General features: G+C 46.8%; 20 protein-coding genes. 11 read left to right on the top strand and 9 right to left on the bottom strand.

The features are described from left to right. Nucleotides 1-245: 245 nt before the first annotated feature. The gene (gene polA / locus KI743_RS13115) at nt 246-3,053 is read left to right on the top strand and encodes a DNA polymerase I (RefSeq protein ID WP_285466798.1); all 2,808 of its coding nucleotides are present in this window, start codon (nt 246-248) and stop codon (nt 3,051-3,053) included. A gap of 519 nt (nt 3,054-3,572) precedes the next feature. On the opposite strand, the gene KI743_RS13110 is transcribed toward polA, so the two are convergent. Together KI743_RS13110 and yihA are read right to left on the bottom strand one after the other, a co-directional pair. After that, on the bottom strand, nt 3,573-4,220 hold the full coding sequence (locus KI743_RS13110) for a GTP-binding protein (protein ID WP_373417832.1): 648 nt from the start codon (nt 4,218-4,220) through the stop codon (nt 3,573-3,575). Between the two features lie 189 nt (nt 4,221-4,409). Beyond that, entirely contained in the window at nt 4,410-5,069 is a 660-nt protein-coding gene (gene yihA, locus KI743_RS13105; protein ID WP_152467943.1) for a ribosome biogenesis GTP-binding protein YihA/YsxC, read from the bottom strand. Nucleotides 5,070-5,217: 148 nt separating this feature from the next. Between yihA and KI743_RS13100 the strand changes: the two genes are divergently transcribed. The 5 genes from KI743_RS13100 to hemN all read left to right on the top strand — a co-directional run bounded on the left by KI743_RS13100 (nt 5,218) and on the right by hemN (nt 9,711). Then, the gene (locus KI743_RS13100; RefSeq protein WP_032551078.1) at nt 5,218-5,835 is read left to right on the top strand and encodes a cytochrome c; all 618 of its coding nucleotides are present in this window, start codon (nt 5,218-5,220) and stop codon (nt 5,833-5,835) included. A gap of 559 nt (nt 5,836-6,394) precedes the next feature. Then, nucleotides 6,395-7,033 (top strand): class I SAM-dependent methyltransferase, encoded by a 639-nt coding sequence (locus tag KI743_RS13095; RefSeq protein ID WP_032551080.1) that lies wholly within the window; start codon nt 6,395-6,397, stop codon nt 7,031-7,033. Continuing rightward, nucleotides 7,033-7,584 carry a Der GTPase-activating protein YihI gene (gene yihI / locus KI743_RS13090; protein ID WP_032551082.1) on the top strand — a complete coding sequence of 184 codons (552 nt, stop codon included), beginning with the start codon at nt 7,033-7,035 and terminating at the stop codon, nt 7,582-7,584. The genes KI743_RS13095 and yihI overlap by 1 nt, the downstream gene beginning before the upstream one ends. Nucleotides 7,585-7,590: 6 nt before the next feature. After that, the gene (locus tag KI743_RS13085; RefSeq protein WP_150870530.1) at nt 7,591-8,079 is read left to right on the top strand and encodes a DUF2489 domain-containing protein; all 489 of its coding nucleotides are present in this window, start codon (nt 7,591-7,593) and stop codon (nt 8,077-8,079) included. Between the two features lie 240 nt (nt 8,080-8,319). Next, nucleotides 8,320-9,711 carry an oxygen-independent coproporphyrinogen III oxidase gene (hemN, locus tag KI743_RS13080; protein WP_032551084.1) on the top strand — a complete coding sequence of 464 codons (1,392 nt, stop codon included), beginning with the start codon at nt 8,320-8,322 and terminating at the stop codon, nt 9,709-9,711. Between the two features lie 92 nt (nt 9,712-9,803). On the opposite strand, the gene KI743_RS13075 is transcribed toward hemN, so the two are convergent. The 5 genes from KI743_RS13075 to glnA all read right to left on the bottom strand — a co-directional run bounded on the left by KI743_RS13075 (nt 9,804) and on the right by glnA (nt 17,361). Then, the gene (locus tag KI743_RS13075) at nt 9,804-12,338 is read right to left on the bottom strand and encodes an EAL domain-containing protein (RefSeq protein WP_285466757.1); all 2,535 of its coding nucleotides are present in this window, start codon (nt 12,336-12,338) and stop codon (nt 9,804-9,806) included. 106 nt (nt 12,339-12,444) lie between these two features. Then, nucleotides 12,445-13,845, bottom strand: a complete 1,401-nt coding sequence (glnG, locus tag KI743_RS13070) for a nitrogen regulation protein NR(I) (RefSeq protein WP_032551086.1) — start codon at nt 13,843-13,845, stop codon at nt 12,445-12,447. Nucleotides 13,846-13,957: 112 nt separating this feature from the next. Further along, nucleotides 13,958-15,034, bottom strand: coding sequence for a nitrogen regulation protein NR(II) (glnL, locus tag KI743_RS13065; protein WP_191907594.1), 1,077 nt, complete (start codon nt 15,032-15,034; stop codon nt 13,958-13,960). 168 nt (nt 15,035-15,202) lie between these two features. After that, nucleotides 15,203-15,766 carry a DUF4124 domain-containing protein gene (locus KI743_RS13060; protein WP_285466756.1) on the bottom strand — a complete coding sequence of 188 codons (564 nt, stop codon included), beginning with the start codon at nt 15,764-15,766 and terminating at the stop codon, nt 15,203-15,205. 185 nt (nt 15,767-15,951) lie between these two features. Further along, a complete protein-coding gene (glnA, locus tag KI743_RS13055; RefSeq protein ID WP_032551090.1) occupies nt 15,952-17,361 on the bottom strand; it encodes a glutamate--ammonia ligase in 1,410 nt (469 codons plus the stop codon). Nucleotides 17,362-17,914: 553 nt separating this feature from the next. On the opposite strand from glnA, the gene typA reads away from it, so the two are divergent. Both typA and KI743_RS13045 read left to right on the top strand, forming a co-directional pair. Beyond that, nucleotides 17,915-19,744 carry a translational GTPase TypA gene (typA, locus tag KI743_RS13050; RefSeq protein WP_032551091.1) on the top strand — a complete coding sequence of 610 codons (1,830 nt, stop codon included), beginning with the start codon at nt 17,915-17,917 and terminating at the stop codon, nt 19,742-19,744. 65 nt (nt 19,745-19,809) lie between these two features. Further along, entirely contained in the window at nt 19,810-19,986 is a 177-nt protein-coding gene (locus KI743_RS13045) for a hypothetical protein (RefSeq protein WP_285466755.1), read from the top strand. A gap of 588 nt (nt 19,987-20,574) precedes the next feature. Here the strand turns inward: KI743_RS13045 and KI743_RS13040 are convergent. Both KI743_RS13040 and KI743_RS13035 read right to left on the bottom strand, forming a co-directional pair. Then, nucleotides 20,575-21,105, bottom strand: coding sequence for an AAA family ATPase (locus KI743_RS13040; protein ID WP_285466754.1), 531 nt, complete (start codon nt 21,103-21,105; stop codon nt 20,575-20,577). A gap of 13 nt (nt 21,106-21,118) precedes the next feature. Beyond that, entirely contained in the window at nt 21,119-21,760 is a 642-nt protein-coding gene (locus KI743_RS13035; RefSeq protein WP_032551094.1) for a DUF2959 domain-containing protein, read from the bottom strand. 40 nt (nt 21,761-21,800) lie between these two features. On the opposite strand from KI743_RS13035, the gene KI743_RS13030 reads away from it, so the two are divergent. Genes KI743_RS13030 through KI743_RS13020 form a run of 3 tightly spaced genes read left to right on the top strand, consistent with a single transcriptional unit; the run spans nt 21,801 to nt 24,100 of the window. Next, entirely contained in the window at nt 21,801-22,742 is a 942-nt protein-coding gene (locus KI743_RS13030; RefSeq protein ID WP_285466752.1) for a virulence factor BrkB family protein, read from the top strand. Further along, nucleotides 22,714-23,148, top strand: a complete 435-nt coding sequence (gene dtd, locus KI743_RS13025) for a D-aminoacyl-tRNA deacylase (RefSeq protein WP_285466751.1) — start codon at nt 22,714-22,716, stop codon at nt 23,146-23,148. The genes KI743_RS13030 and dtd overlap by 29 nt, the downstream gene beginning before the upstream one ends. Before the next feature lie 16 nt (nt 23,149-23,164). Then, nucleotides 23,165-24,100: a bifunctional GNAT family N-acetyltransferase/hotdog fold thioesterase gene (locus KI743_RS13020; RefSeq protein ID WP_032551099.1), complete on the top strand. Its 936-nt coding sequence runs from the start codon at nt 23,165-23,167 to the stop codon at nt 24,098-24,100. The last annotated feature ends 34 nt before the right edge of the window (nt 24,101-24,134 follow it).

The following is a 24,134-nucleotide window of genomic DNA, read 5'->3' as shown; positions in this document are numbered from 1 at the left end:
TTATTAATTTCAATAGTTTACGGTGTATTTTTGTTTCATTTTGCCAACTTCTCAACAGGGTGGATAAATAATATAAACAGAGTTATCCACAGATGGGGCGGCTTGTGGAACAAAAAATAACAAGATTCTGTTTATAACAAACACAACCCATTCTACGGATACAGATCGACAACGTGGAATCCCGTCACTATACGTGGCATGCTTACCTCATCATTTCTGTACTTATTACTGGATACACAAACATTATGGCTCGTATTCCTGATAATCCATTGATTCTGATTGATGGCTCTTCTTACTTATATCGCGCGTTCCATGCTTACCCGGGCACCATGAGTAATGGTGATATTCCTACCAATGCCATCTATGGTGTGGTGAACATGTTGCGTAGCATGATGCGTCAATTCGCCTCCGATCGTATTGCCGTTATTTTCGATGCAAAAGGCAAAACGTTCCGTGATGACATGTATCCAGAATATAAGGCGAACCGTCCTCCAATGCCGGATGATCTGCGTTGTCAGATTGAGCCTTTACATAATGTGATTCGTGCAATGGGTCTGCCATTGATCTCGATCCCGGGCGTGGAAGCAGATGATGTTATCGGTACGCTTGCGTCACAAGCATCAAAAGCGGGCATGCCTGTGCTGATCAGTACTGGTGATAAAGATATGGCTCAGCTGGTTGATGATAACATTACGCTGATCAACACCATGACGAATGTTGTGATGGATCGTGAAGGTGTTATTGAGAAGTTTGGTATTCCACCTGAGCTGATCATCGATTACTTGGCACTGATGGGCGATAAAGTGGATAACATCCCTGGTGTACCGGGTGTCGGTGATAAAACGGCGACTGCATTGCTTCAGGGCATCGGTAGTATCGAAAAGCTATACCAGAACCTAGACGATATTGCAGCGCTTGGGTTCCGTGGCTCGAAAACCATGGCTAAAAAGCTGGTTGATAACGAAGAGAATGCCAAACTTTCTTATGAACTAGCGACCATCAAGCTGGATGTCGAACTAGAAGAGACACCTGAATCCTTAGTTAAAGCAACGCCAAACACAGACGAGCTGATCAAGCTTTACGGCCAGTTAGTCTTCAAATCATGGCTCAATGAGCTGCTAGAAGGCGGCACAGGTGTGGTTGAAGCCGATGAAAATTCTGGCGCAGCGGGTGCTACGCGCTCTGCGGCTGCATCGACGTCATCAAGCGTTGAAATGGACACCTCTGCAGTCAACATTGATCGCAGCAAGTACGAAACGATTCTGAACGAAGAAGACTTCAATGCGTGGCTAGAAAAGCTAAAAGCAGCCGAAGTGTTTGCCTTTGATACAGAGACTGACAGCCTTGACTACATGGTAGCGAACCTAGTCGGTTTATCATTCGCGACAGAAGAGGGTGTTGCCGCTTACGTACCTGTGGCACATGACTACCTAGATGCGCCAGCACAGCTGGATCGTGATTGGGTACTAGAACAGCTGAAGCCGATTTTAGAAGACGATAGTCAAGCCAAAGTGGGTCAGAACCTTAAGTACGATGCGTCTGTGCTTGCGCGCTACGGCATTGAGATGAAGGGCATTAAGCATGACACCATGCTGGCATCTTACGTTTTCAACAGCGTAGGTGGTAAGCACGACATGGATAGCCTTGCGCTGCGTTTCCTACAACACAGCTGCATCTCATTCGAGCAGATCGCGGGCAAGGGCAAGAAGCAACTGACGTTCAACCAAATCGAACTAGGCGAGGCGTCTCCATACGCAGCTGAAGACGCGGATGTAACCCTACGTCTGCACAACCGCTTGATGCAAAACATCGAGCAAGATGAGAAGCTAAAAGCGATTTACGAAGAGATCGAAGTGCCATTGGTGCCGGTGATTTCTCGTATCGAACGCACCGGTGTCTTTGTTGATGACATGCTGCTAGGCGCACAGTCGCAAGAAATTGCCGCGCGTCTTGATGAGCTTGAACAGAAGGCTTACGAAATTGCTGAGCAAGAGTTCAACATGAACTCACCAAAACAGCTGCAAGCGATTCTATTCGAGAAGATGGGTCTACCTGTGGTGAAGAAGACGCCATCGGGTGCACCATCAACCAATGAAGAAGTACTTCAAGAGCTGGCTCTGGACTACCCACTGCCGAAGCTGATTCTGGAATACCGTGGTTTAGCTAAACTGAAGTCGACTTACACAGACAAGCTACCGAAGATGATTAATGCAGAGACAGGTCGCGTACACACTTCTTACCATCAAGCGGTAACGGCGACAGGTCGTCTATCTTCGACAGATCCAAACCTACAGAACATTCCAATTCGTAACGAAGAAGGCCGTCGTATCCGTCAGGCATTTGTAGCGCCTCACGGTTGGAAGATTCTTGCTGTCGATTACTCTCAGATTGAACTGCGTATCATGGCGCATCTATCTGGCGATAAAGCGCTACTTGAAGCCTTCCAACAAGGCAAAGATATCCACGCAGCAACGGCAGCTGAGATCATCGGCGTAAGCATTGATGATGTGACGTCAGAGCAGCGTCGTCGCGCGAAAGCGGTTAACTTTGGTCTTATCTACGGTATGAGTGCCTTTGGCCTTGCGAAGCAGCTAGGTATTCCTCGTGGCGAAGCACAGCACTACATGGACACTTACTTTGAGCGTTACCCTGGCGTAATGCAGTACATGGAAGATACCCGCAGTGCGGCTTCCGAGCAGGGCTTTGTTGAGACGATTTACGGTCGTCGTCTACACCTACCAGAAATTAAGTCTCGTAACGGTATGCGTCGTAAGGCAGCGGAGCGTGCGGCGATTAACGCACCAATGCAAGGTACTGCAGCTGACATCATCAAGAAAGCGATGCTATTGGTAGACGAGTGGATTCAAGCTGAAGGCGCAGGTCGTGTGAAGCTACTAATGCAAGTGCACGATGAACTGGTGTTTGAAGTGGAAGAGTCAGCATTAGCTGAAATTGAAAGTAAAGTACAAGAATTGATGGAATCAGCCGCTGAGCTAGATGTCCCACTGGTTGCGGAAGCTGGCCATGGTGACAACTGGGATCAGGCCCACTAATCACTTTTTAACCTTATTTGCGAAATTAGTATGAGCCAGTGCACAAACACTGGCTTTTTTTTGTCATGAATAAAGCTAGCTACTTCAAGCGTTCGAAGTGTTTTAATAAAACATTCATGAAAAAAAACTACAAAAATTGTTTTCATTTCTGAGCAATTGTTGTACATTAAATCTCGTAGGGTACAGAGGTAAGATGTTCTATCTTTCAGACCTTTTGTTTCACGTTATTGGATTAGGCTGATTCAGCCGCCCCAGTCAGTATTTGACTGGGGCGTTTTTTCTTGTGCGAAAGAAAATTTTCCAACCCCTCCTTTCTCGCCGATATTTCGTGTCCTAACTCACCTTTCGCTTGTCTATCTGATCCCGAACAGTCACATTGAGAAATACGCTATGATTTGATGTTTGTGGAATAAAGCGATCAAAATGTAACTTTTCATCAAAGCCACTCAGTCTTGTTTTATCTGAGAAAATAACCTTGTTAAGTCTGGGGTGTGCCGCAATTTCGTTATTGTTGCTACTTTATTTGTTCTGCTCTTCAGTCGTTAACTCTTCCTTAGCATCGTTTTTCTGATCAATGGCTTCCATTAAGTATTGTTGTTTGTCGGTGCTGTATTTCAACGCTTCTGCGGTGATCTGAATGGATTGCGCCATCGCCGAGATATTGCTGGTGGCTTGGACGAGGGTGTGCTGCATCGGTTTTAGAATCAGTAGATAGATAGCAATCAAAGCCAAGATGATGACGCCAACGATAGCGATTAAGGCAATCAAGATTTTGCTTTGGATATCGTCAAGTAAGTTTTGGCTGGTCTGTTGGAAGGTCATTCGTGAGTGTTCAAACACTTCAGGAAGGTGATTGATCGATTGGGTTGTGGATGCGCTCAATTGGTTAATGCTGGCAATTGTTTCATTGAGCGCCTGTTGTTGGTCTTCACTCAGATTCGGGTTATTAACGATCGACTGCAGTGACTCTGAGATGACCTGTAGCGACTGGCTGGCTTCCTTTGCGTATTTCTCCATACCATCGAGGTCGAGTGTCATGTCGACATTCATTAGAGCTGGCGGCGGAGCCTGGGTCTCTTCAGCATGCAGCGATAGTGGCATTAACAGCAACGGTATCAGCAAACTGACAAGGGCCAAAAGTCGCAGTGGTGTCCATTTTTTTAACATGAGCCTTCCTTTCCCATTATTAAGTTAGATAACAGCGATCTAACCATTGTTATCATCTATTTATTCTATTTCTGACTTTCAGTATGGCTCACTTCAGAGCGCTAACCGATTAAAATTAGGTAAAAAAATACCCCGCTTATATAAGCAGGGTAAGTCTTTTATTCATCAAAGCTAACGAATGTGTCTATTTTAAGCTTCGTCGTTGCGCTCTTCTTCTGCAAGCTCATCGATCATTTGCTCAGCAAGCGCAGGTGCGAACCACTCGTCCATCTTGCTGCGCAGTTGGTCAACGCCGATGCCTTTTAGTGAAGAGAACACGTCAACAGCAACATCACCACCAAAAGATTGCGCATCTTTACGAATCTTGAGTAGCTGTGCTTTACGTGCGCCTTGTTTTAGCTTGTCGGCCTTAGTTAGCAGAACTTGTACTGGAATGCGGCTATCGATAGCCCAGTAGATCATCTGTTGGTCAAGGTCCTTCATTGGGTGGCGGATATCCATCAATACCACCAAACCTTTTAACGATTCACGCTTTTGAAGGTATTCACCTAGTGACTTCTGCCACTTTTTCTTCATTTCTAGTGGTACTTGCGCGAAACCGTACCCTGGTAAATCGACAATATGACAACCGTCAGTCACCTTGAACAGGTTGATCAGTTGAGTACGACCTGGGGTCTTACTGGTTTTCGCTAGACTTTTTTGGTTTGTCACGCGATTTAGTGCGCTAGATTTACCAGCATTGGAGCGTCCTGCGAACGCAATTTCGATCCCTTCGTCTTCTGGTAAGTGACGAATATCAGGTGCACTGGTAATGAAATGCGTGTTTTGATAATGAATTTTTACGCTCACTGTTAACTCCATCTCGACTTTGTGTAGTCGATTGATTACTTTTTTGTGAATTTGTGTAAAATAACCGTGCTCGGCATAAGGTCGCCTATTGTACCATGAGTGGCAACATAGAGTGGTACTGGAAGCTTGATAATTATAATGGAATGTCATGAAGAAATTAGCGCTAATTTTGAGTCTATTAGCCAGCTGCTCAGTATGGGCTCAAGGTAGTATTGAAGCTGGTAAAGCCAAATCACAAACATGTGTTGCCTGCCACGGTGCTGACGGCAACAGTCTGATCACACAGTACCCTAAACTGGCTGGTCAACATGAGAAATACCTTGAGAAGCAGTTAAAAGATCTCAAGTTAGGTATGACTAGTGGTGGTAAACAAGGTCGTAATGAACCTGTAATGGGTGCAATGGCGATGCCTCTGTCTGAACAAGACATGGCTGACCTAGCTGCATATTACGCATCTCTGCCTATCTCTAACAACTCTACGCCAGAAAACGTAGTAGAAGAGGGTAAGGTTCTATACACAGCGGGTGACGCTGAACGCGGCGTAACGGCGTGTATTGCTTGTCACGGCCCTCGTGGTAACGGTACAGAGCTATCTGGTTTCCCTAAGATTTCTGGTCAGCATGCAGAATACATCAAAGCACAGCTTGAGAAATTCCGCGATGGTAGCCGTAACAACGACATGAACGCGATGATGCGTGATGTAGCTAAAAAGCTAACAGACGCAGATATTGAAACCTTATCGAAGTACGTTGGTGGTTTACACTAATTTGTCGGTTTCTCGCTCTTAATTAAGAGCAAAGAAATGTACGTTCGAGCAAGATTTAGGATGCGCCCTGGCCATGATTGGCTGGGGCGTTGTCTTTTATATAGCCTTACATTATGTATGGTGTGATCAAATTGGCATTCTTTATGGGTGTTCAATAGCTGTACAAAAAGTGTGAAGTCGCGCTCTTGTCGTTTTTTGATAAGTGAGTAAAGTATGCGCCATCAGCTTGGAGCTGAAATCGATATGGATGATCGTCTAGTCTAACGGTATAGACAGAAAAGGATCAGGCTAGGATAGCCCAGCGACAAGGTGTTAGAAACGGATAGCCAAAATTCATCAGGGTGATGAACAAAAAACAAATTTGGCAAGGAAAGCACCAATAACAAATGGAGATTTGTGTACCAAGTTGAGTATGCAAATTTTGGCCAATATAGGCAGATTTAGAGAGCGATGGGTTTTCCTATCGCTTTTTTTATTGATTTGATGAAAAAACACCCAATATCTCTCCACTCTAAACGCACTTTCTGGTATGTTTCGCATCCCTGTTTAAGGATGTGCTATGTATACTTGTCCCTTATGCCATCATCACGATGTGCATCACTACTTTGAAGACAAACGCAGAGAGTATCTGCAGTGTCAGCAATGTGAGTTGGTATTTGTAAAACCTAACCAAAGGTTAGAAGCAAGCGAAGAGAAAGCACACTACGATCTGCATGAGAATGATCCCAGTGATGCTGGCTATCGTAAGTTCTTGTCGCGCATTGCCGACCCATTAACAGACAGAATTTCATCTAACTCACACGGGTTAGATTTTGGTTGTGGCCCAGGCCCTACGCTATCTATCATGTTAGAAGAAGCTGGACACACCATGGAGTTGTACGACATCTACTATCACCCAGAACGCGCCGTTCTCGATAAGACGTACGACTTTATGACTGCCACCGAGGTGATTGAACATCTTTATGAACCCGATAAGGTGTGGCAGCAATGGTTGAATTTAGTTAAGCCAGAGGGCTGGATTGGTCTCATGACCAAGCTAGTAATTGACGTGGACGCGTTTGCTGGTTGGCACTATAAAAATGATCCGACGCATGTGGTCTTTTTTAGCCGCCAAACATTCCAGTTTTTGGCTGAGCGGGATAAGCTCGAACTCGAATTTGTTGGAAATGATGTAATTTTACTGAGGAAGACCCAGTAATGAGCCGTAGCAAAAAATCAAGAAAGCCAGGAGCTTACGGTGCTCCTGAAGTGATCGTAACTCGCAACCGTAGCGAATCGGATGTTGAGGGACGTGAGCGTAAGCGCCTGAAGAAACGTAAAGGTTTAAAATCAGGTAGCCGTCACTCAGACGGTGGCGAAGCGAAACAGCGTAAAGCTGCACAAAACCGCGACCCACGTCTAGGCAGCAAGAAAAAGATTCCATTGGTGATCGAACCGGTTAAGAAGCCGACCAAACAAGAGCGTAAGTTGTCGTTTGAACAAGAGCTAGAGATGCTTGAGAACGATGCACAGCTTAACACCTTGCTTGACCGTCTAGAAGCGGGCGAAAACTTGGGTGCAGGTCTACAGAAACTGGTAGACGAGAAGCTAGATCGCATTGAGTTCCTAATGGATCGTCTAGGACTACTTGAGCCAGAAGAGGAAGAAGTGTTTGATGACCTTCCTGAGTCTGTATCTAAGAAAGCCTCTTCAGATGAAGACCTACTGTCGCAGTTTGAAGACATCGATCTCGATAACTTTAAAGGCTAAGAACCTATGAATGTAACCTTATTAGCAATTGCTGGCGGAATTATCGTTCTCGGCTTGGGCTGTTACGCAGGTTACCTTCTACTTCAAGTGAAGAAGCAGACGGAGTTGCAAAAGCAGCATAAAGCTCTAGCCATCGAGAAGCGTAACGCGAACATCTTCGACAATGTGAACACCCTATGTCTTGCCGGCATTCAAGGTCAGTGTGATTTGTCAGAGATTAGTATCCGCGTGTACAACATCATGGACTTTGTTCAGGGCGATGAACGTGTCGATTTCGACGCCGAATACCCTGCGACCTCTGAGTTGTATCATGTGGTTAAAGACATGGCGCGTGGTGAAGATCGACAAAATCTTCCGAAGCGAGAGCGTATGAAGCAGAACCTGACTCGACAAAAAGCAGAGTCACGCTTGAACGAATCCATCATTGAAGAGTTGAAGCAGTTACAGAAGAAAGTAAAACCGCTTAATAACCAAATCAACATTCAGATGATCTAATAAAAAGGGCTTATGTGGTGTGGTGTCACATCAAATAAGCCCTCTTACCTTTGTGTTATCTTACATCCCCTAAGTCGGTTAGTGATCAAGCTATCAATTTTGAGCATTGGTGTTCAAAAAGCGAATAGCTGTCAAACGTCCTTACAAGTCGTGTGGCAAAATAACCCGTCTATATTTTAATGTATGTAAAATGATTTGAGAGTACATCAGTATTCGCGGATCTAAATTGGAAATACCATCATGTCGAGCAAGCCAGCAGTAACGAGCCAGCAAATCGTTTGGGATCAAGCCATCTTAGACAAGTACAACTATTCTGGTCCGCGTTACACCTCTTATCCAACTGCGTTGGAGTTCCATGAAGCTTTCACGGTCTCTGATTATGACATGGCGTGTACTCAGTACCCTGAACGCCCGCTTTCTCTTTACGTACATATCCCGTTCTGTCACAAGCTTTGTTACTACTGTGGTTGTAACAAGGTGATCACTCGTCACTCGCATAAGGCCGATGAGTATCTGGATGTCATTGAGCATGAGATCCGCCAGCGCGCTGCACTACTGCAAGGGCGTGAAGTGACACAACTGCACTTTGGTGGTGGTACACCAACCTTCTTGAGCAAAGCACAAATCACTCGCTTGATGATGATCCTGCGTGATGAGTTCAACTTTACTCAAGATGCTGAGATCAGTATCGAGGTTGACCCACGTGAGATTGAGCTAGATATGCTTGACCACCTGCGCAGTGAAGGCTTTAACCGTCTGAGTATCGGTGTTCAAGACTTCAACAAAGAAGTACAGAAACTGGTTAACCGTGAGCAAGATGAAGAGTTCATCATTGCTATGGTGCAGCGTGCCAAAGACCTTGGTTTCCGCTCAACTAACCTGGACCTTATCTACGGCCTGCCAAAGCAGACTCAAGCGCTATTTGCTGAAACATTGAAGCAAGTGCTAGAAATGAAGCCGGGTCGTCTATCGGTATTTAACTACGCTCACATGCCTCAACTGTTTGCGGCTCAGCGCAAGATTAAAGACGAAGATCTACCAAAAGCAGAAGAGAAGATGGCGATTCTGCAAGATACCATCGCGACGCTAACAGGCGCAGGCTACCAGTTTATCGGTATGGACCACTTCGCGCTGCCTGAAGATGAGCTAGCGGTAGCACAGCGTGAGGGTATCCTTCACCGTAACTTCCAAGGCTACACTACACAAGGTGAGTGTGACCTGATTGGTTTTGGTGTATCGGCTATCTCTATGGTGGGCGACGCTTACGCTCAGAACCAGAAAGAGTTGAAGAAGTACTACGCTCAAGTGAACGAACTGCGTCATGCTCTATGGAAGGGTGTGGCTCTGGATAACGACGACCTATTGCGTCGTGAAGTGATTAAGCAGCTGATCTGCAACTTTAAACTGGATAAGACCCAGATTGAGTCTGAGTTCTCAGTGAACTTTAATCGCTACTTCAAAGAAGATTTAGAGCTACTGCAAACCTTCATTAACGATGAGCTGGTTGAAGTGGATGACAAAGAGATCCGTGTAACCCTGCGTGGTCGACTACTGATTCGTAACATCTGTATGTGTTTCGATAAGTACCTGCGTGCCAAAGCGCGTCAGCAGCAGTTCTCTCGCGTTATCTAAGCGAGCTCTGTTTTTACAATATCTGTTTTTCTAACAAAAATGCCAGCATTGAGATGCTGGCATTTTTTATCTTATCACGAGCAATACTGCTGCTAATTCTGCTGATGCGGCCACTCATCGAATGGCACCGGGCGACTGTAAAGGAAGCCTTGTGCTTGTGGGCATTTCAGCTGTTTAAGTAAATCAGCCTGCTGCTGGGTTTCCACGCCTTCAGCCACCAAGTTCACCTTAAAACCACGTGTAATGTTCACAATCGCGGCCACGATTGAACTATCAAGGCTTTCTTTCTCTAGTTTGTTGACGAAGCTGCGATCGATCTTCAAGCAATCAAATGGCAGCTTTTGCAGGTAGGCCAAAGAAGAGTAGCCGGTACCAAAGTCATCAATCGCAATTGAGATCCCCAGAGCCTTAAGGGCCAACATATTCTCAATGATGGTTGGGTCGTTATCGACGATGCGCGACTCGGTGATCTCCAAGGTGAGATTACGAGCAGGGAGCTTAGTATCGCGCAGCGTGGTTTTAACCTGATCAACAAAGCCTGCTTGGCTCAGCTGATCAACGGCTAAGTTAACGTGGATTGAGAAATCAGGTGCCCACATGCCGGTTTCAATCGCGATCGCGGTATCACGACAGGATTTGTGCAGAATCTGTTGGCCAATATCACTGATAAGGCCTGTCTCTTCTGCCAATGGGATAAACTCCAACGGTGCGATGACACCTTGCTCCGTTACCCAACGAGCCAGTGCTTCTGCACCAATGGTTGTGCCTGTCTCTAGGTCGATGATTGGTTGGTAGAAGGGTTCAAACTCCTTCTTCTCAATTGCTTTATTGATACGAGCCAACATCTTTGTACGATGTCTTGAGGCATTAGCCATTTCAGGACTGTAGATGCTAAAGCGCGCCTTGTCCTGTTTTGCGTTACTCAAGGCGATACTGCTATTACGCAGCCACAGGGTCATATCGCTGTCTTCGCACTGCTGAACAATACCAATTGAAATGTTGATCACCACATTTTCTGATTCCATACAGAAAGGGGAGGCGAAGGTCTGTAGCAGTCGGTTTGCTAGTAGGCCCACTTCCTCTTGGCCTATCACATCCGGTGCGTAGATAGCGAATTCATCACCACCTGTACGAGCCAATAAGTAGTGCTCTGGCAGAATACCTCGCAGGCGAGCAGCAGCAATGATCAGCAGTTGGTCACCATTGTAGTGTCCAAGGCTGTCGTTGATGTCGCGGAAGCGATCAATACCCACCAGATACAGAGTGCCAGTATTGGCGATGTTGAGCTTTTTCGCAGCATCCACTATACCTTCACGGCTATACAACTTGGTCAGTGAGTCATAGGTAAGCTGGGTTTGCAGCGCATTGAATGAGGACTTGAGGTTATTGGTCATCTCATTGAACGCCTCAACCAACATGCTGGTCTCGTAGATGTTGCCCGGTCGCGGCATGGTACTCTCCCAATCTCCCTTTGCGAGTTGCTTGGCTGCATCTGCGGTGGAGGTGATTGGTCGGGTAACGCGATTAAATGCCAGCAGTCCCAAGGTGATGCCCACAAAGCTCAGCAGTAAGCCTAGAAGCCAGCTATTGCGTTGATTCTCTGGCAGCTTACCCAGTAGGTCGGTTTTGGGAATCGACATACCAATGAACCATGTAATACCGTGTTCATCAGAATAAGGGGTGATCTGGTTGTAGAAGCGTTCGCCGTCGAGATCGAAACTAAAACGGTGTACTTGCTGATCATCAGTTAGGTGGAATTGGTCGACGTGGGAGGCACTTTCGCGAATGATTGGGTTCGGGCTCTCTGATGCCAACAGTCTTTCACCGCGATCTGAGAGACGGGTATTACCCCAAGAGACCACGCTGCCACCATCAGAGTGCGCCACCATACGCTGCTCTTTGTCCATGATGTAAACCGAGGCATTGGTCTTGTCTTTTAGCTGTTTGAGAAAGGCATTGAAGGTGTCGATTTTAATGTCGCTAACGATGACTGCTTTAAACTCACCTTGGTCGTAAATTGGTGCAAGGGCAGAGAGCGTGATCTCCTGTCTTTCATCAGCATTGGTGTAAATCGTTGACCACGCAGGCTTGGTTTGGTGCGCAACAGGTGTGTACCAAGGACGAACGCGTGGGTCGTAATTCGAGATAACAGAGCGAATGTCGTCACTGATTTTTCCGCCACGATAGATGACCAACTGATTCTGAGTGCGGTCATCTTGAACCATCAGCGTATAGCCGTTATTGGCCTCTTTGCGAAAGCCAACGTAATTACTGTCTTCCGAACCAAAGCCGATCACATCTAATTGTTCGATGGTTGAGAAATGCCCAGAGAAGCTCTGCAGAATATAGTCTTGAACCTCACGCAGGTTACCCGGGTGGTAGAGTTGGTGATATCCAATGTTATGACTCAGAGACAGGTTTGCGTGAAAGGGCTTCTCTAGGAATTCAGCTAGGCTCTTGTGAACATTTTCTGTCAGTGACGTTAATTGACGCGCACTGACATCACGAACCATTTCCTCATAACTGCTCTTCTGAGTAAAAACCATTACACCGATGGTGAAGAGAAAAATCATCACGAACGGCAAAACCACTGCGGTTCTGAGTGTAATTTGGGTTTTTATGGACATCGACGACTAAAACTTTTGTATGTTGTACTGTAATTGTACCGACTCCATCCCAGTCAAGCGACACTTTTTTGATTAAAAAGTAACTGCAATTTTGAGCATATCTAAGCTAGTACAACTCTTTTAGCTTCCTAGTTAGGGTATTTCGTCCCCAACCGAGCACTTTCGCAGCATCTTGTTTGTGACCATTAGTATGGTTCAAAGCCGCTTCAAGTAGTATACGTTCAAACTCTGGAAGCGCATAAGAGAGCAGCTCTTTTTCTCCTGAATCCAGCGCACATTTTGCCCAATTCGCTAGAAGATTCTGCCAACTATCCCCGCTATCGCTGGTGGTAACCGTTTTCTCTTCGAGCAATTCTGGCGGAAGGTCAGATGGCAGTATTTCGCTACCACTCGCCATTACTGTTAACCAGCGACAGATATTCTCTAGCTGGCGCACGTTACCAGGCCAGTTGAGTTGGTTGAGCTTAGCGATGGTCTCTGGGTGAAGCGCTTTCACCTCAACGCCAAGCTCTTCTGCTGCTGAACTCAGGAAATGTTGCGTTAGTTTTTCGATATCCTGCTTACGTTCGCGCAGTGCTGGGATATGGATACGAATGACGTTGAGACGGTGGAATAGATCCTCACGGAAGTCGCCTTCGTGCACCAAGCGCTCTAAATCTTGGTGCGTTGCCGCAACGATACGAACGTCGACCTTGACCGCGGAATGACCACCAACACGGTAGAACTGTCCATCTGAAAGCACGCGCAACAGACGAGTTTGGATATCGAGTGGCATATCACCGATCTCATCCAAGAACAGGGTGCCGCCATTAGCCTGTTCGAAACGACCTTGGCGCACGCTATTGGCACCGGTAAACGCGCCTTTTTCGTGACCAAACAGCTCTGATTCGATCAAGTCTTTTGGAATCGCGGCCATGTTGAGGGCGATAAAGGGTTTAGTCGCACGTGGGCTGTGGCGATGTAGAGCGTGGGCAACCAACTCTTTACCTGTCCCTGATTCACCATTGATCAACACAGAGATTGAAGAGCGAGACAGACGACCGATGGCTCGGAACACCTCCTGCATTGCTGGTGCTTCGCCAATGATTTCTGGTGCGTCGGTATCGACAACCTCATTGGCTTGTTCGCGCTTCTGTTCATGGCTGTGGGCAATCGCACGTTCAACCAGAGTGAGGGTTTCATCGATATCGAATGGTTTAGGAAGATACTCAAAAGCGCCTTTCTGATAAGCGTTAACCGCTGCGTCGAGATCTGAGTGCGCGGTCATTATGATGACTGGCAGATCCGGTGAGCGTTGCTGAACTTGATTAAGTAGCTCGATACCGTCGATACCCGGCATGCGGATATCTGAGACTAAGACATCAGGGGTTTCGCGCTCCAGTGCCATGAGCACGCTTTCCGCATCAGCGAAGGTTTCACACTTAATGTCCGCCGAAGAGAGCGTCTTCTCAACGACCCAGCGGATAGAGCTGTCGTCATCGACGACCCATACATATCCTTTACTCATAGTTCCATTCCTTTGCAGCCAATTCTATTGTGATGATCATTGTTGTTTTTATGCTGTTATATCTTGTTGCCAACACCACCCAAGCAGCTCTCTGGTGATGCCGATAAATTTATTAAATCGGTAGATAAATGGTGAAGGTGGTATTCCCCGGCCAGCTCTCTACATCAATTTTTCCGTTATGTTGGTCAATCAAGTTTTGCGAGATTGATAGTCCAAGGCCTGTGCCGCCTTCCCGTCCACTGACCATTGGGTAGAAGAGGGTATCTTTGAGCTCATCTGGGATGCCCGGCCCGTTGTCACAGATCTCAATGCGTGCAGCGAGTTTGTGTCGCTGCCCATGAATGTTCGCCTGGTGCACCGTTCTGGTGCGAATGGTGATCTTGCCCGACTCTTGTGAGCTCAAAATCTGCGCCGCATTGCTCACAATGTTAAGCATCGCCTGCTCGACTTGTGCTGAGTCCATCAAGATGTTTGGCAGGCTCGGGTCATAATCACGCTCAATGGCCAATGAAGAACCAGATTCAAGTTCGACCAATTGACGTACCTTCTCCAGTATCTGGTGGAGGTTCTCTTCACTTTTCTTACCCGGCTTTTGTGGGCCAAGTAGGCGATCGACCAATGCTCTTAAACGGTCGGCCTGCTCGATAATAATTTGGGTGTATTCGTTCAGGGATTGGTCTGGCAGCATTTTCCCAAGAAGCTGCGCCGCGCCGCGAAGTCCACCGAGTGGATTCTTTATCTCGTGAGCTAGACCGCGCACCAAAAGCTTGGCCGCTTGTTGCTGGGCATGCTGGTTGAGCTCTTGGCTGAGGCGTCTCTGTTGGTCTATCTTACGCATCTCTACCAATAGCAGAGTCTCACGCTGCCAAGTCATTGGGCTGACTGTGACTTCCAGCATTAGCGGTCGGTTATCGACCACAAAGGTTACGTCACTGTCAGTGATGCTTTGACCACTCTGCAGAGGCTGTGTAAGTAGTGCGAGATCGAGAGAGGCGTGCTGAATGAGTTGACTGAGTGGGTGATCAACAATGCGTTTGGCACTCTGTGAGAACAGTTGTTCGGCAGCAGGATTGGCATAACGCACATAGAGCTGCTCATCGAGCATCAAGGTGGCCGTCACCATATTGTCGAGTATGGCGTTAGATAATTGATGTGTCTCTATGCTGTCGCTCTGCGCTGATCGATTCACTGTTGCATCCTTGAACTGAGATAATTTCCTTGCACCAAATTGGTGCGTTGATAAGTTCAAGTATGGCGCATCTCAACCAGAAGCTAAAGATAATTCCTATCTGTTGCTTTAAAGTGGTCAGTATCCGTTGAAAAACAGACAAACTGGACGTGTTTTGTGCACATTGGCCTACTTGATCGTTGCACGGTGTAAAAACACAGTGACTGGAGTAGTAGATGCAATAAGCTTGCCGCTTCTATGTGCTTGAATAGCAATGGTATGTGCACCACGATCGATGTTTTTTAGTGCCCATGTTGATCTGGTTTGTGGTGCACCATAACGGCGCCCGTCTAGCATTAACTGAAGCTGCTCCCCAATACCCAGTTTTCGGTTGAGCTCTATTTCAATCGCAATCAAACCTCGATTGCTGCGCAAGGTCTGGTCATGCTGAGGAGTGATTAAAGTCAGCATGAGCGGAGGCGGAGTATCAGGCTTATCTGGCGTAGATGCTTCCTGAGTGGAAGTGGCAGTTGGCAAAGGCTTGGTAGGTTTAAGGTCAACTGGCGAGGCGCTATCAAATTTAGGGGCCGGAGCCACAGCTTGAACATCGGGTAGGTCCAGTGCCTTGGCTTTGCTGTTGTCTGGTGTATCACTAAAGTGCAGCACACCATTGTCGTCTTCCCAGGTGTAGACCGTTTGGGCACTCAGCATACCTGAGAGTATTGCCCCAATGAATATCCATATCGCTTTCATGATGATGACCTTTTCAGATGCTGTGAATGCATGCGTTGTAGCAGCCGGAATGAGCTGGTTTGATAGGGAATGGTACGAAGCGAATACGGGAGGAGGAATATAAAAAAGGCCCGCCTGCGAGGCGAGCCTAATATTTAGTTAGCGATTCTTACAGAGTTTCAGTAAGAAAGCTTCTCTACCAGAGATTAAACAGAGTAGTACAGTTCAAACTCAAGTGGGTGAGTTGTCATGTTTACTTTCTCTACATCTTGAGACTTAAGGTCGATGTAAGAGTCGATGAAGTCATCAGAGAATACGCCGCCAGCTGTTAGGAACTCACGGTCAGCATCTAGACACTCTAGAGCTTCTTTTAGTGAGTACGCTACTGTTGGGATTTCTGCTGCTTCTTCAGCTGGTAGGTCGTATAGATCCTTATCCATAGCTTCGCCTGGGTGGATCTTGTTCTTAATACCGTCAAGACCAGCCATTAGCATTGCTGCGTAGCATAGGTATGGGTTCGCTGCTGGGTCACCGAAACGTAGCTCGATACGACGTGCTTTAGGGCTTGGTACCACTGGGATACGGATAGAAGCAGAACGGTTACGTGCAGAGTAAGCAAGCATAACTGGAGCTTCGAAGCCTGGTACAAGACGCTTGTACGAGTTTGTCGCTGGGTTAGAGAACGCGTTGATAGCGCGAGCGTGCTTGATAACACCACCGATGTAGTAAAGTGCTGTTTCAGATAGACCGCCGTACTTGTCACCAGCAAATAGGTTAACACCGTCTTTTGCTAGAGATTGGTGAACGTGCATACCAGAACCGTTATCACCTACAAGTGGCTTAGGCATGAATGTCGCTGTTTTACCAAATGCGTGAGCAACGTTGTGTACAACGTACTTGTAGATTTGAGTCTCGTCAGCTTTCGTTGTTAGCGTGTTGAAGCGAGTTGCGATTTCGTTTTGACCCGCAGTTGCTACTTCGTGGTGGTGCGCTTCAACAACTAGGCCCATCTCTTCCATTACTAGACACATTGCAGAACGGATGTCTTGAGATGAATCAACTGGAGCTACTGGGAAGTAACCACCTTTAACGCCTGGACGGTGACCTTTGTTACCACCTTCTACGTCAGAACCTGTGTTCCATGCAGCTTCGATGTCGTCGATCTTGAAGAAAGAGCCAGACATGTCAGTTGCAAATTTAACGTCGTCGAATAGGAAGAACTCTGGCTCAGGACCGATTAGAACTGTGTCTGCGATACCTGTAGAGCGCATGTACTCTTCAGAACGTTTTGCGATAGAGCGTGGGTCACGGTCGTAGCCTTGCATTGTTGCAGGCTCAAGGATGTCACAACGGATGTTTAGCGTTGCATCTTCCGTGAATGGGTCAAGAACAGCAGATGATGCGTCTGGCATCATTACCATGTCAGATTCGTTGATGCCTTTCCAACCAGCTACAGAAGAGCCGTCAAACATCTTACCTTCTTCAAAGAAGTCTGCGTCAACTTGGTGAGCAGGTAGAGAGATATGTTGCTCTTTACCTTTAGTATCTGTAAAGCGTAGGTCTACAAATTTAACTTCGTTCTCTTGGATCAGCGATAGTACGTTTTCTACTGACATCTTGGATAACCTCCAGTGTTATTAATTTGGTTTGTGCTCGATTCGGTCGAAACTAGCATTGATTAATGTCTTTCGGTGCATTAATCGATGCTGTTTTAACTAAAGCTAAAAGCGTGCCAAAAAAATTAATCCATTAATTTCAAGGGTTTAGTTTGTTTGTGTTTTTCTTGGTGCGTTTCTTTGCACCAAAATGATCATGCAGTGCACAATTATGGTGCAACTGTTTTGTTGTGCACCATAATGAGTCACAAACGAGTACCATTCAGCAACGATTTGCATGGGTTGTCAATCCACTTTTTCATTTTACGAAGAGATTTCACCAGCTTGGTCAAGGTAAATAGAAGGCAGAGCCATTTCGAATTGAGGTCGCCCGATAGCCGGTTATTTATCGGGAATAAACGCCTGTGGAAAAAGGCTTTGGTTCAGATCACATATTTCTGGGGTTTTTGCTAGAATCTGGTATATTATTGACCGTTTTTTTAATCAAGCTAGTGGCACTTACCCTGATTGTAGAGGTGATGTGCGGCTACTTTTATGAGTGAATCGAGAATCCATGTCTACTCCACAGATTGATAAGTTAAGAAATATCGCGATTATCGCGCACGTTGACCACGGTAAAACAACGCTGGTTGATAAACTGCTACAACAATCAGGCACACTAGAATCTCGTGGTGAGACTGAAGAGCGCGTAATGGACTCGAATGACATCGAGAAAGAGCGTGGCATTACCATCCTTGCTAAGAACACAGCAATCGACTGGAACGATCACCGCATCAACATCGTAGATACTCCGGGACACGCGGACTTCGGTGGTGAAGTAGAGCGTATCATGTCTATGGTTGACTCAGTGCTACTGATCGTTGACGCAGTAGATGGCCCAATGCCGCAAACTCGTTTCGTAACGCAAAAAGCATTCGCACACGGTCTTAAGCCAATCGTTGTAATCAACAAGATCGACCGCCCAGGCGCGCGTCCTGATTGGGTTATGGATCAAGTATTCGACCTATTCGACAACCTAGGTGCTTCTGACGAACAGCTAGACTTCAAAGTAGTTTACGCTTCAGCACTTAACGGTTGGGCTTCTCTAGAAGAAGGCGAAACTGGCGAAGACATGGAACCACTATTCCAAACTATCGTTGAAGAAGTAGCAGCACCACAAGTTGACCTAGACGGTCCACTACAGATGCAAGTTTCTCAACTAGACTACAGCTCTTACGTTGGTGTTATCGGTGTTGCTCGTGTAACTCGTGGTTCTGTTAAACCAAACCAGCAAGTAACTATCGTAAGCGCAGACGGTAAAACTCGTAACGGCAAAGTTGGCACAGTAATGGGCTACCTTGGTCTTGAGCGTCACGAAGTTGAACAAGCGAACGCAGGTGACATCATCGCGATCACTGGTCTTGGTGAGCTAAAAATCTCTGACACTATTTGTGCACAAAACGCAGTAGAAGCGCTTCCAGCACTGTCTGTAGATGAGCCAACAGTAACAATGACGTTCCAAGTAAACACGTCTCCATTCGCTGGTAAAGAAGGTAAGTTCGTAACTTCACGTAACATCCTTGAGCGTCTAGAGAAAGAACTGGTACACAACGTTGCACTACGTGTTGAACAAACAGACGATCCAGACAAATTCCGCGTATCAGGTCGTGGTGAACTTCACCTATCTATCCTGATCGAAAACATGCGTCGTGAAGGCTTCGAGCTAGCAGTATCTCGTCCAGAAGTAATCATCAAAGAAGAAGATGGTCAACTAATGGAACCGTTCGAAACTGTAACTATCGACGTTATGGAAGAGCACCAAGGCGGCATCATGGAGAACATCGGCCTACGTAAAGGTGAGCTGACTGACATGTCTCCAGACGGTAAAGGTCGTGTACGTATGGACTTCGTTATGCCATCTCGTGGCCTAATCGGTTTCCAAACTGAGTTCATGACTCTAACTTCAGGTTCTGGTCTTCTTTACCATACATTCGATCACTACGGTCCACACAAAGGCGGCGAAATCGGCCAGCGTGTTAACGGTGTACTAATCTCTAACGGTATGGGTAAAGCACTAACTAACGCACTATTCAACCTACAAGAGCGTGGTCGCATGTTCATCGGTCACGGTGTTGAAGTATACGAAGGCATGGTTGTTGGTATCCACAGCCGTGACAACGACCTAACAGTTAACGTACTGAAAGGTAAGCAGCTAACCAACGTTCGTGCATCTGGTACTGATGACGCACAGGTTCTTACTCCGCCAATCATCATGACTCTTGAGCAAGCTCTAGAATTCATCGATGACGACGAGCTAGTAGAAGTAACACCTGAAAGCATCCGTATCCGTAAGAAGTTCCTAACGGAATCGGATCGTAAGCGTGCTTCACGTGCAGCGAAATAATCAGATTTAACTGATTGAGTTTAAAAAGCCCCGAGTAGCGATGCTGCTCGGGGCTTTTGTTTTGTATGAGAGTAGATGCGAGTAAGCGGGATGCGAGATACGAAGAGCGCGTACCATTTCAGTTTATTGAGTCGTCATTCCAGAACCGAGGGACGAGGTGTCTGGAATCTTTCTTCTACGGTATTGAAGAGATTCCCTATCATGCTCGTGCTTCGCTGCAGGGAATGACGGTGTTTGTTTAGATGCGAGTATGCGAGATGCGAAGAGTGCGTACCATTTCAATTCATCGGATCGTCATTCCAGAATCGAGGGACGAGGTGTCTGGAATCTTTCTTTTACGGCGAATAAGAGATTCCCTATCACGCTCGTGCCTCGCTGTAGGGAATGACGGTAGTTTGTTTAGATTCGAGTAAACGGGATACGAGATACGAAGAGCGCGTACCATTTCAGTTTATTGAGTCGTCATTCCAGAACCGAGGGACGAGGTGTCTGGAATCTTTCTTCTACGGTATTGAAGAGATTCCCTATCATGCTCGTGCTTCGCTGTAGGGAATGACGGTGTTTGTTTAGATGGGAGTAAGCGAGATACGGGATGCGAAGAGCGCGTACCATTTCAGTTTATTGAGTCGTCATTCCAGAACCGAGGGACGAGGTGTCTGGGATCTTTCTTCTACGGTATTGAAGAGATTCCCTATCATGCTCGTGCTTCGCTGTTGGGAATGACGGTGTTTGTTTAGATGGGAGTAAGCGAGATACGGGATGCGAAGAGCGCGTACCATTTCAATTCATCGGATCGTCATTCCAGAATTGAGGAACGAAATATCTGGAATCTAGTTTTTGATTCCTAGATGGCTCTCAACAAAATGAACACGCTCTTCTACCGCCATAAACGGCACCTCAATTACTGCATATCCGAGTTGTTGATAGAGGGCAACTAGGTTTTCATGAATATCTAACGCACCCTCAAACGGATAAGGGCGCACCTCATCTTGTACGTAGATACTTGCTTCTGGGCGACACAAGAACACTTTAGGGTGGTAACCCTGACTCGCCTTTAGGTACTGCTCATCAATCCCTAGCTCTGCTTGAGACAAATAGCCACAGATGTCAGGAATGGCACGGTCGAGAAACGCGATTGAGTGCTGGTTAGCCTGTGCCTTCTGTTGACTCATTACTTCTAAACAGAGTGCAGCAAAGCCGGGTAGGTCAACCCAAGGCAGTATGCCACCCTCAATTTGGCTCTGCTGTTCAATCAGCTGGCGAGACGCCTCGGCAAAGGTAGAGTATTGGCGTTGTGCGAGTGCGTTAACCAAGGTTGTTTTCCCCGCACCGGGGCCGCCACTAATGATGATAGGTTGCATTAAGTTGTTCTATTTACTTCTGGTTTAGCTGAGCAAGAAACTTATCTGATTCGGCAATCGCTTCATTCATCTGTTTGATTGCAAAGGCGATATCTTTCTCTAGGCTCATGAACTCACCTTGCAATGAGCCGACCGCGCTCGCATTTAGGTTATGCTTAAGATAGAGCGTGTTGTCGCGCAGTGTGTTGAGTACTGGATCCATTTTCTTCTCTGCACGCTTCATTGCTGAAAGCATGGTTTGATAAGAGGACTTGGTTTCTCGTAGCTTTTGTTCGCTTGAGCGGCGCAGCGAAGCGCTGGTGTAGAGGTCGAGTTCATCTTGCCACTCGGCGAATAGGGCATCCGAGACATCTTCGATTGCAGAGATGCGGTCACTGACATTCTGTGCTGCCTTTTCGCTGTCTTGATACTTGTCGTTGATCTTGTTGTACATATCTTCAAGGTCACCGCCGTTGAAGTTGGTTAGGCTGCTAAGCGCTTCTAGAGCGCTGGTGAACTCTTCTTGAGCATCTTGCTGTGACTCTTTGGCATCTTCTACACGGTCGACCATAATGTCACGCTTGTGGTAGCCCACTTGCTCCATAGCGGAGTAATACGCCGACTGACATCCCGTTAGGGTAAAAATAGATAGCACTAAGGCGAGAAAATAAGGCATCCTTGGTTCCTATATACAATTAATCAACATTATTAGGACTATGAACGAGTTACATGGGAGTTACAAGTTGAAGATCCAAAAGACAACCGAACTCGGACTCGCGTTCTCGCACTACCTGATGGCGCGAATGAAACACGATAGAGTGAATGTGAATGCGGGCTATTTAGCCTACATCACCTTGCTATCGATAGTGCCTATGTTGGCGGTATTGCTGTCGATACTCTCTTCCTTCTCTGTGTTTGCTGATGTTGGGGTGGTGATTCAGAAATTCATCATAAATAACTTTGTCCCTGCCTCTGGAGATGCGGTTCACAACGCTTTGCAGGAGTTCGTGGCTAATACCGGCAAGATGACGGCTGTTGGTAGTGGATTCTTGTTTATTGCAGCGATGATGCTGATCTCGAATATCGATAAGAACCTGAATTATATTTGGCGAGTGAAAGCAAAGCGTCGCCCAGTGCATTCGTTCTCTATGTATTGGATGGTGTTAACTCTAGGGCCAATTTTGGTGGGTGCAAGTATTGCTGCGACGTCTTACGTGACGTCGCTTACCCTGCTGCAAAACGAGACCGTATCTGGGCTTTATAACTTTGTGATTCGCAAGCTGCCATTAATCCTCTCTTTCTTCACTTTCTTTGGCTTGTACTTGCTGGTTCCAAACAAGAAGATTAACTTTTCACACGCGGCTGCAGGGTCAATGGTGGCTGCACTTCTGTTTGAACTGAGTAAGAAGGGCTTTGCGGCTTATATCACTCAGTTTCCTTCTTATCAGTTGATCTATGGTGCGTTGGCTGCGATTCCGATCCTATTCGTTTGGGTTTACTTGTGCTGGTTGATCGTTCTGGTGGGTGCTGAGGTAACGGCGGCACTTGGCGAGCGTGAACAGTGGAGTGAGGCGCAAGAAATGGTACACTCTACCGATAATCAAAAAGTTCCAGAACAAGGAAATCACAGTGATAGCACTGATTCAAAGAGTAAGTGAAGCTGCCGTTCGTGTAGATGGAGAGGTAGTTGGCGAAATCGATAAAGGCTTATTGGTGTTGCTAGGTGTAGAGAGAGACGACGACGAAGCTAAAGCGAAACGTTTGATGGAAAGGGTGACGACTTATCGCGTCTTCGGGGATGAAGAGGATAAGATGAACCTTAACGTGAAGCAGGTTGATGGCAAAGTCTTGGTTGTTTCTCAGTTTACGTTGCCAGCAGATACCAAGAAAGGCACACGAGCTGGATTCTCTCGCGGTGCACACCCTGCCGATGCTGAGCGTCTCTATGAGTACTTCGCGGATCAATGTGCTGCTGTATTGCCAACGGAACGTGGCCGATTTGCAGCAGATATGAAAGTTTCTCTGGTCAATGATGGCCCTGTGACATTCTGGCTACAGGTTTAAGCTTAAAGGAATAAGCATGTTTAAACTCATTACTCCGACCACGGAGAATCAACTCAATAAGTATTATCACTTTCGCTGGCAGATGCTGCGCGAGCCTTGGCGCATGCCGGTTGGTTCGGAACGTGATGAATATGATGGTATGAGTCATCACCGAATGATTGTTGATGGTCGTGGTCGACCGATGGCAATTGGTCGTCTCTACATCACCCCAGATCTCGAAGGGCAGATCCGCTATATGGCGGTGAAGAACTCACGCCGTAGCAAGGGTATGGGTTCTCTTATCTTGGTTGCACTGGAATCTCTAGCTCGCCAAGAGGGCGCGAAGCGCTTAGTGTGTAATGCGCGTGAAGATGCGATCTCATTCTACGAGAAGAACAGCTTTGAGCGTCGTGGTGAGATTAACGATCAACGTGGTCCGGTGCGTCACCAGCAGATGGTAAAACATCTCGACCCAATGGCGGACGTGCTGCGCAAACCAGAATGGTGTAATGAACTGCAGCAACGCTGGGAACACCAGATTCCTATCAGTGACAAGATGGGCATCAAGATAAACCAATACACAGGTTACCAGTTTGAGTGTAGCGCTCAGCTTAACCCTAACCTCAATCCTCACAACACCATGTTTGCGGGTTCAGCGTTTACTCTGGCGACACTGACGGGGTGGGGTATGACGTGGCTGCTGATGAAAGAGCGTGGCCTGACAGGTGATATCGTGCTGGCTGACAGCAACATTCGCTATCGTCATCCAGTTGAGCAGAACCCAGTGGCTTCAACCTCTCTAGATGGAATCAGTGGCGATTTAGACCGACTCGCATCCGGGCGCAAGGCGCGAATCATCATCCATGTGACGATTCACAGTGGTGATGTGGCGGCGGTTGAGTTCACTGGAACCTACATGCTGATCCCAGACTATAAAAAAGTTCTTAGTTCCACGCAAAACGTCTCGGAATAATGCATTTTAATCTCTTAAATAACGCCACTCTTTT

Source organism: Vibrio sp. D420a, assembly GCF_030248625.1.
In the GTDB taxonomy this organism is placed as follows: domain Bacteria; phylum Pseudomonadota; class Gammaproteobacteria; order Enterobacterales; family Vibrionaceae; genus Vibrio; species Vibrio fortis_A.
Note: the sequence above shows the minus strand (reverse complement) of the source record. Positions and strands in the feature narration are given on the sequence as shown.

Bases quoted from the DNA above. Each gene is read 5' to 3' on its own strand.
- KI743_RS13045 (WP_285466755.1), top strand. From the start codon at position 19,810: ATGAGAGTAGATGCGAGTAAGCGGGATGCGAGATACGAAGAGCGCGTA.
- KI743_RS13100 (WP_032551078.1), top strand. From the start codon at position 5,218: ATGAAGAAATTAGCGCTAATTTTGAGTCTATTAGCCAGCTGCTCAGTA.
- typA (WP_032551091.1), top strand. From the start codon at position 17,915: ATGTCTACTCCACAGATTGATAAGTTAAGAAATATCGCGATTATCGCG.
- yihI (WP_032551082.1), top strand. From the start codon at position 7,033: ATGAGCCGTAGCAAAAAATCAAGAAAGCCAGGAGCTTACGGTGCTCCT.
- glnG (WP_032551086.1), bottom strand. From the start codon at position 13,845: ATGAGTAAAGGATATGTATGGGTCGTCGATGACGACAGCTCTATCCGC.
- KI743_RS13060 (WP_285466756.1), bottom strand. From the start codon at position 15,766: ATGAAAGCGATATGGATATTCATTGGGGCAATACTCTCAGGTATGCTG.
- KI743_RS13085 (WP_150870530.1), top strand. From the start codon at position 7,591: ATGAATGTAACCTTATTAGCAATTGCTGGCGGAATTATCGTTCTCGGC.
- KI743_RS13075 (WP_285466757.1), bottom strand. From the start codon at position 12,338: ATGTCCATAAAAACCCAAATTACACTCAGAACCGCAGTGGTTTTGCCG.
- KI743_RS13110 (WP_373417832.1), bottom strand. From the start codon at position 4,220: ATGTTAAAAAAATGGACACCACTGCGACTTTTGGCCCTTGTCAGTTTG.
- KI743_RS13020 (WP_032551099.1), top strand. From the start codon at position 23,165: ATGTTTAAACTCATTACTCCGACCACGGAGAATCAACTCAATAAGTAT.
- KI743_RS13040 (WP_285466754.1), bottom strand. From the start codon at position 21,105: ATGCAACCTATCATCATTAGTGGCGGCCCCGGTGCGGGGAAAACAACC.
- KI743_RS13035 (WP_032551094.1), bottom strand. From the start codon at position 21,760: ATGCCTTATTTTCTCGCCTTAGTGCTATCTATTTTTACCCTAACGGGA.
- glnA (WP_032551090.1), bottom strand. From the start codon at position 17,361: ATGTCAGTAGAAAACGTACTATCGCTGATCCAAGAGAACGAAGTTAAA.
- hemN (WP_032551084.1), top strand. From the start codon at position 8,320: ATGTCGAGCAAGCCAGCAGTAACGAGCCAGCAAATCGTTTGGGATCAA.
- KI743_RS13095 (WP_032551080.1), top strand. From the start codon at position 6,395: ATGTATACTTGTCCCTTATGCCATCATCACGATGTGCATCACTACTTT.
- KI743_RS13030 (WP_285466752.1), top strand. From the start codon at position 21,801: ATGAACGAGTTACATGGGAGTTACAAGTTGAAGATCCAAAAGACAACC.
- polA (WP_285466798.1), top strand. From the start codon at position 246: ATGGCTCGTATTCCTGATAATCCATTGATTCTGATTGATGGCTCTTCT.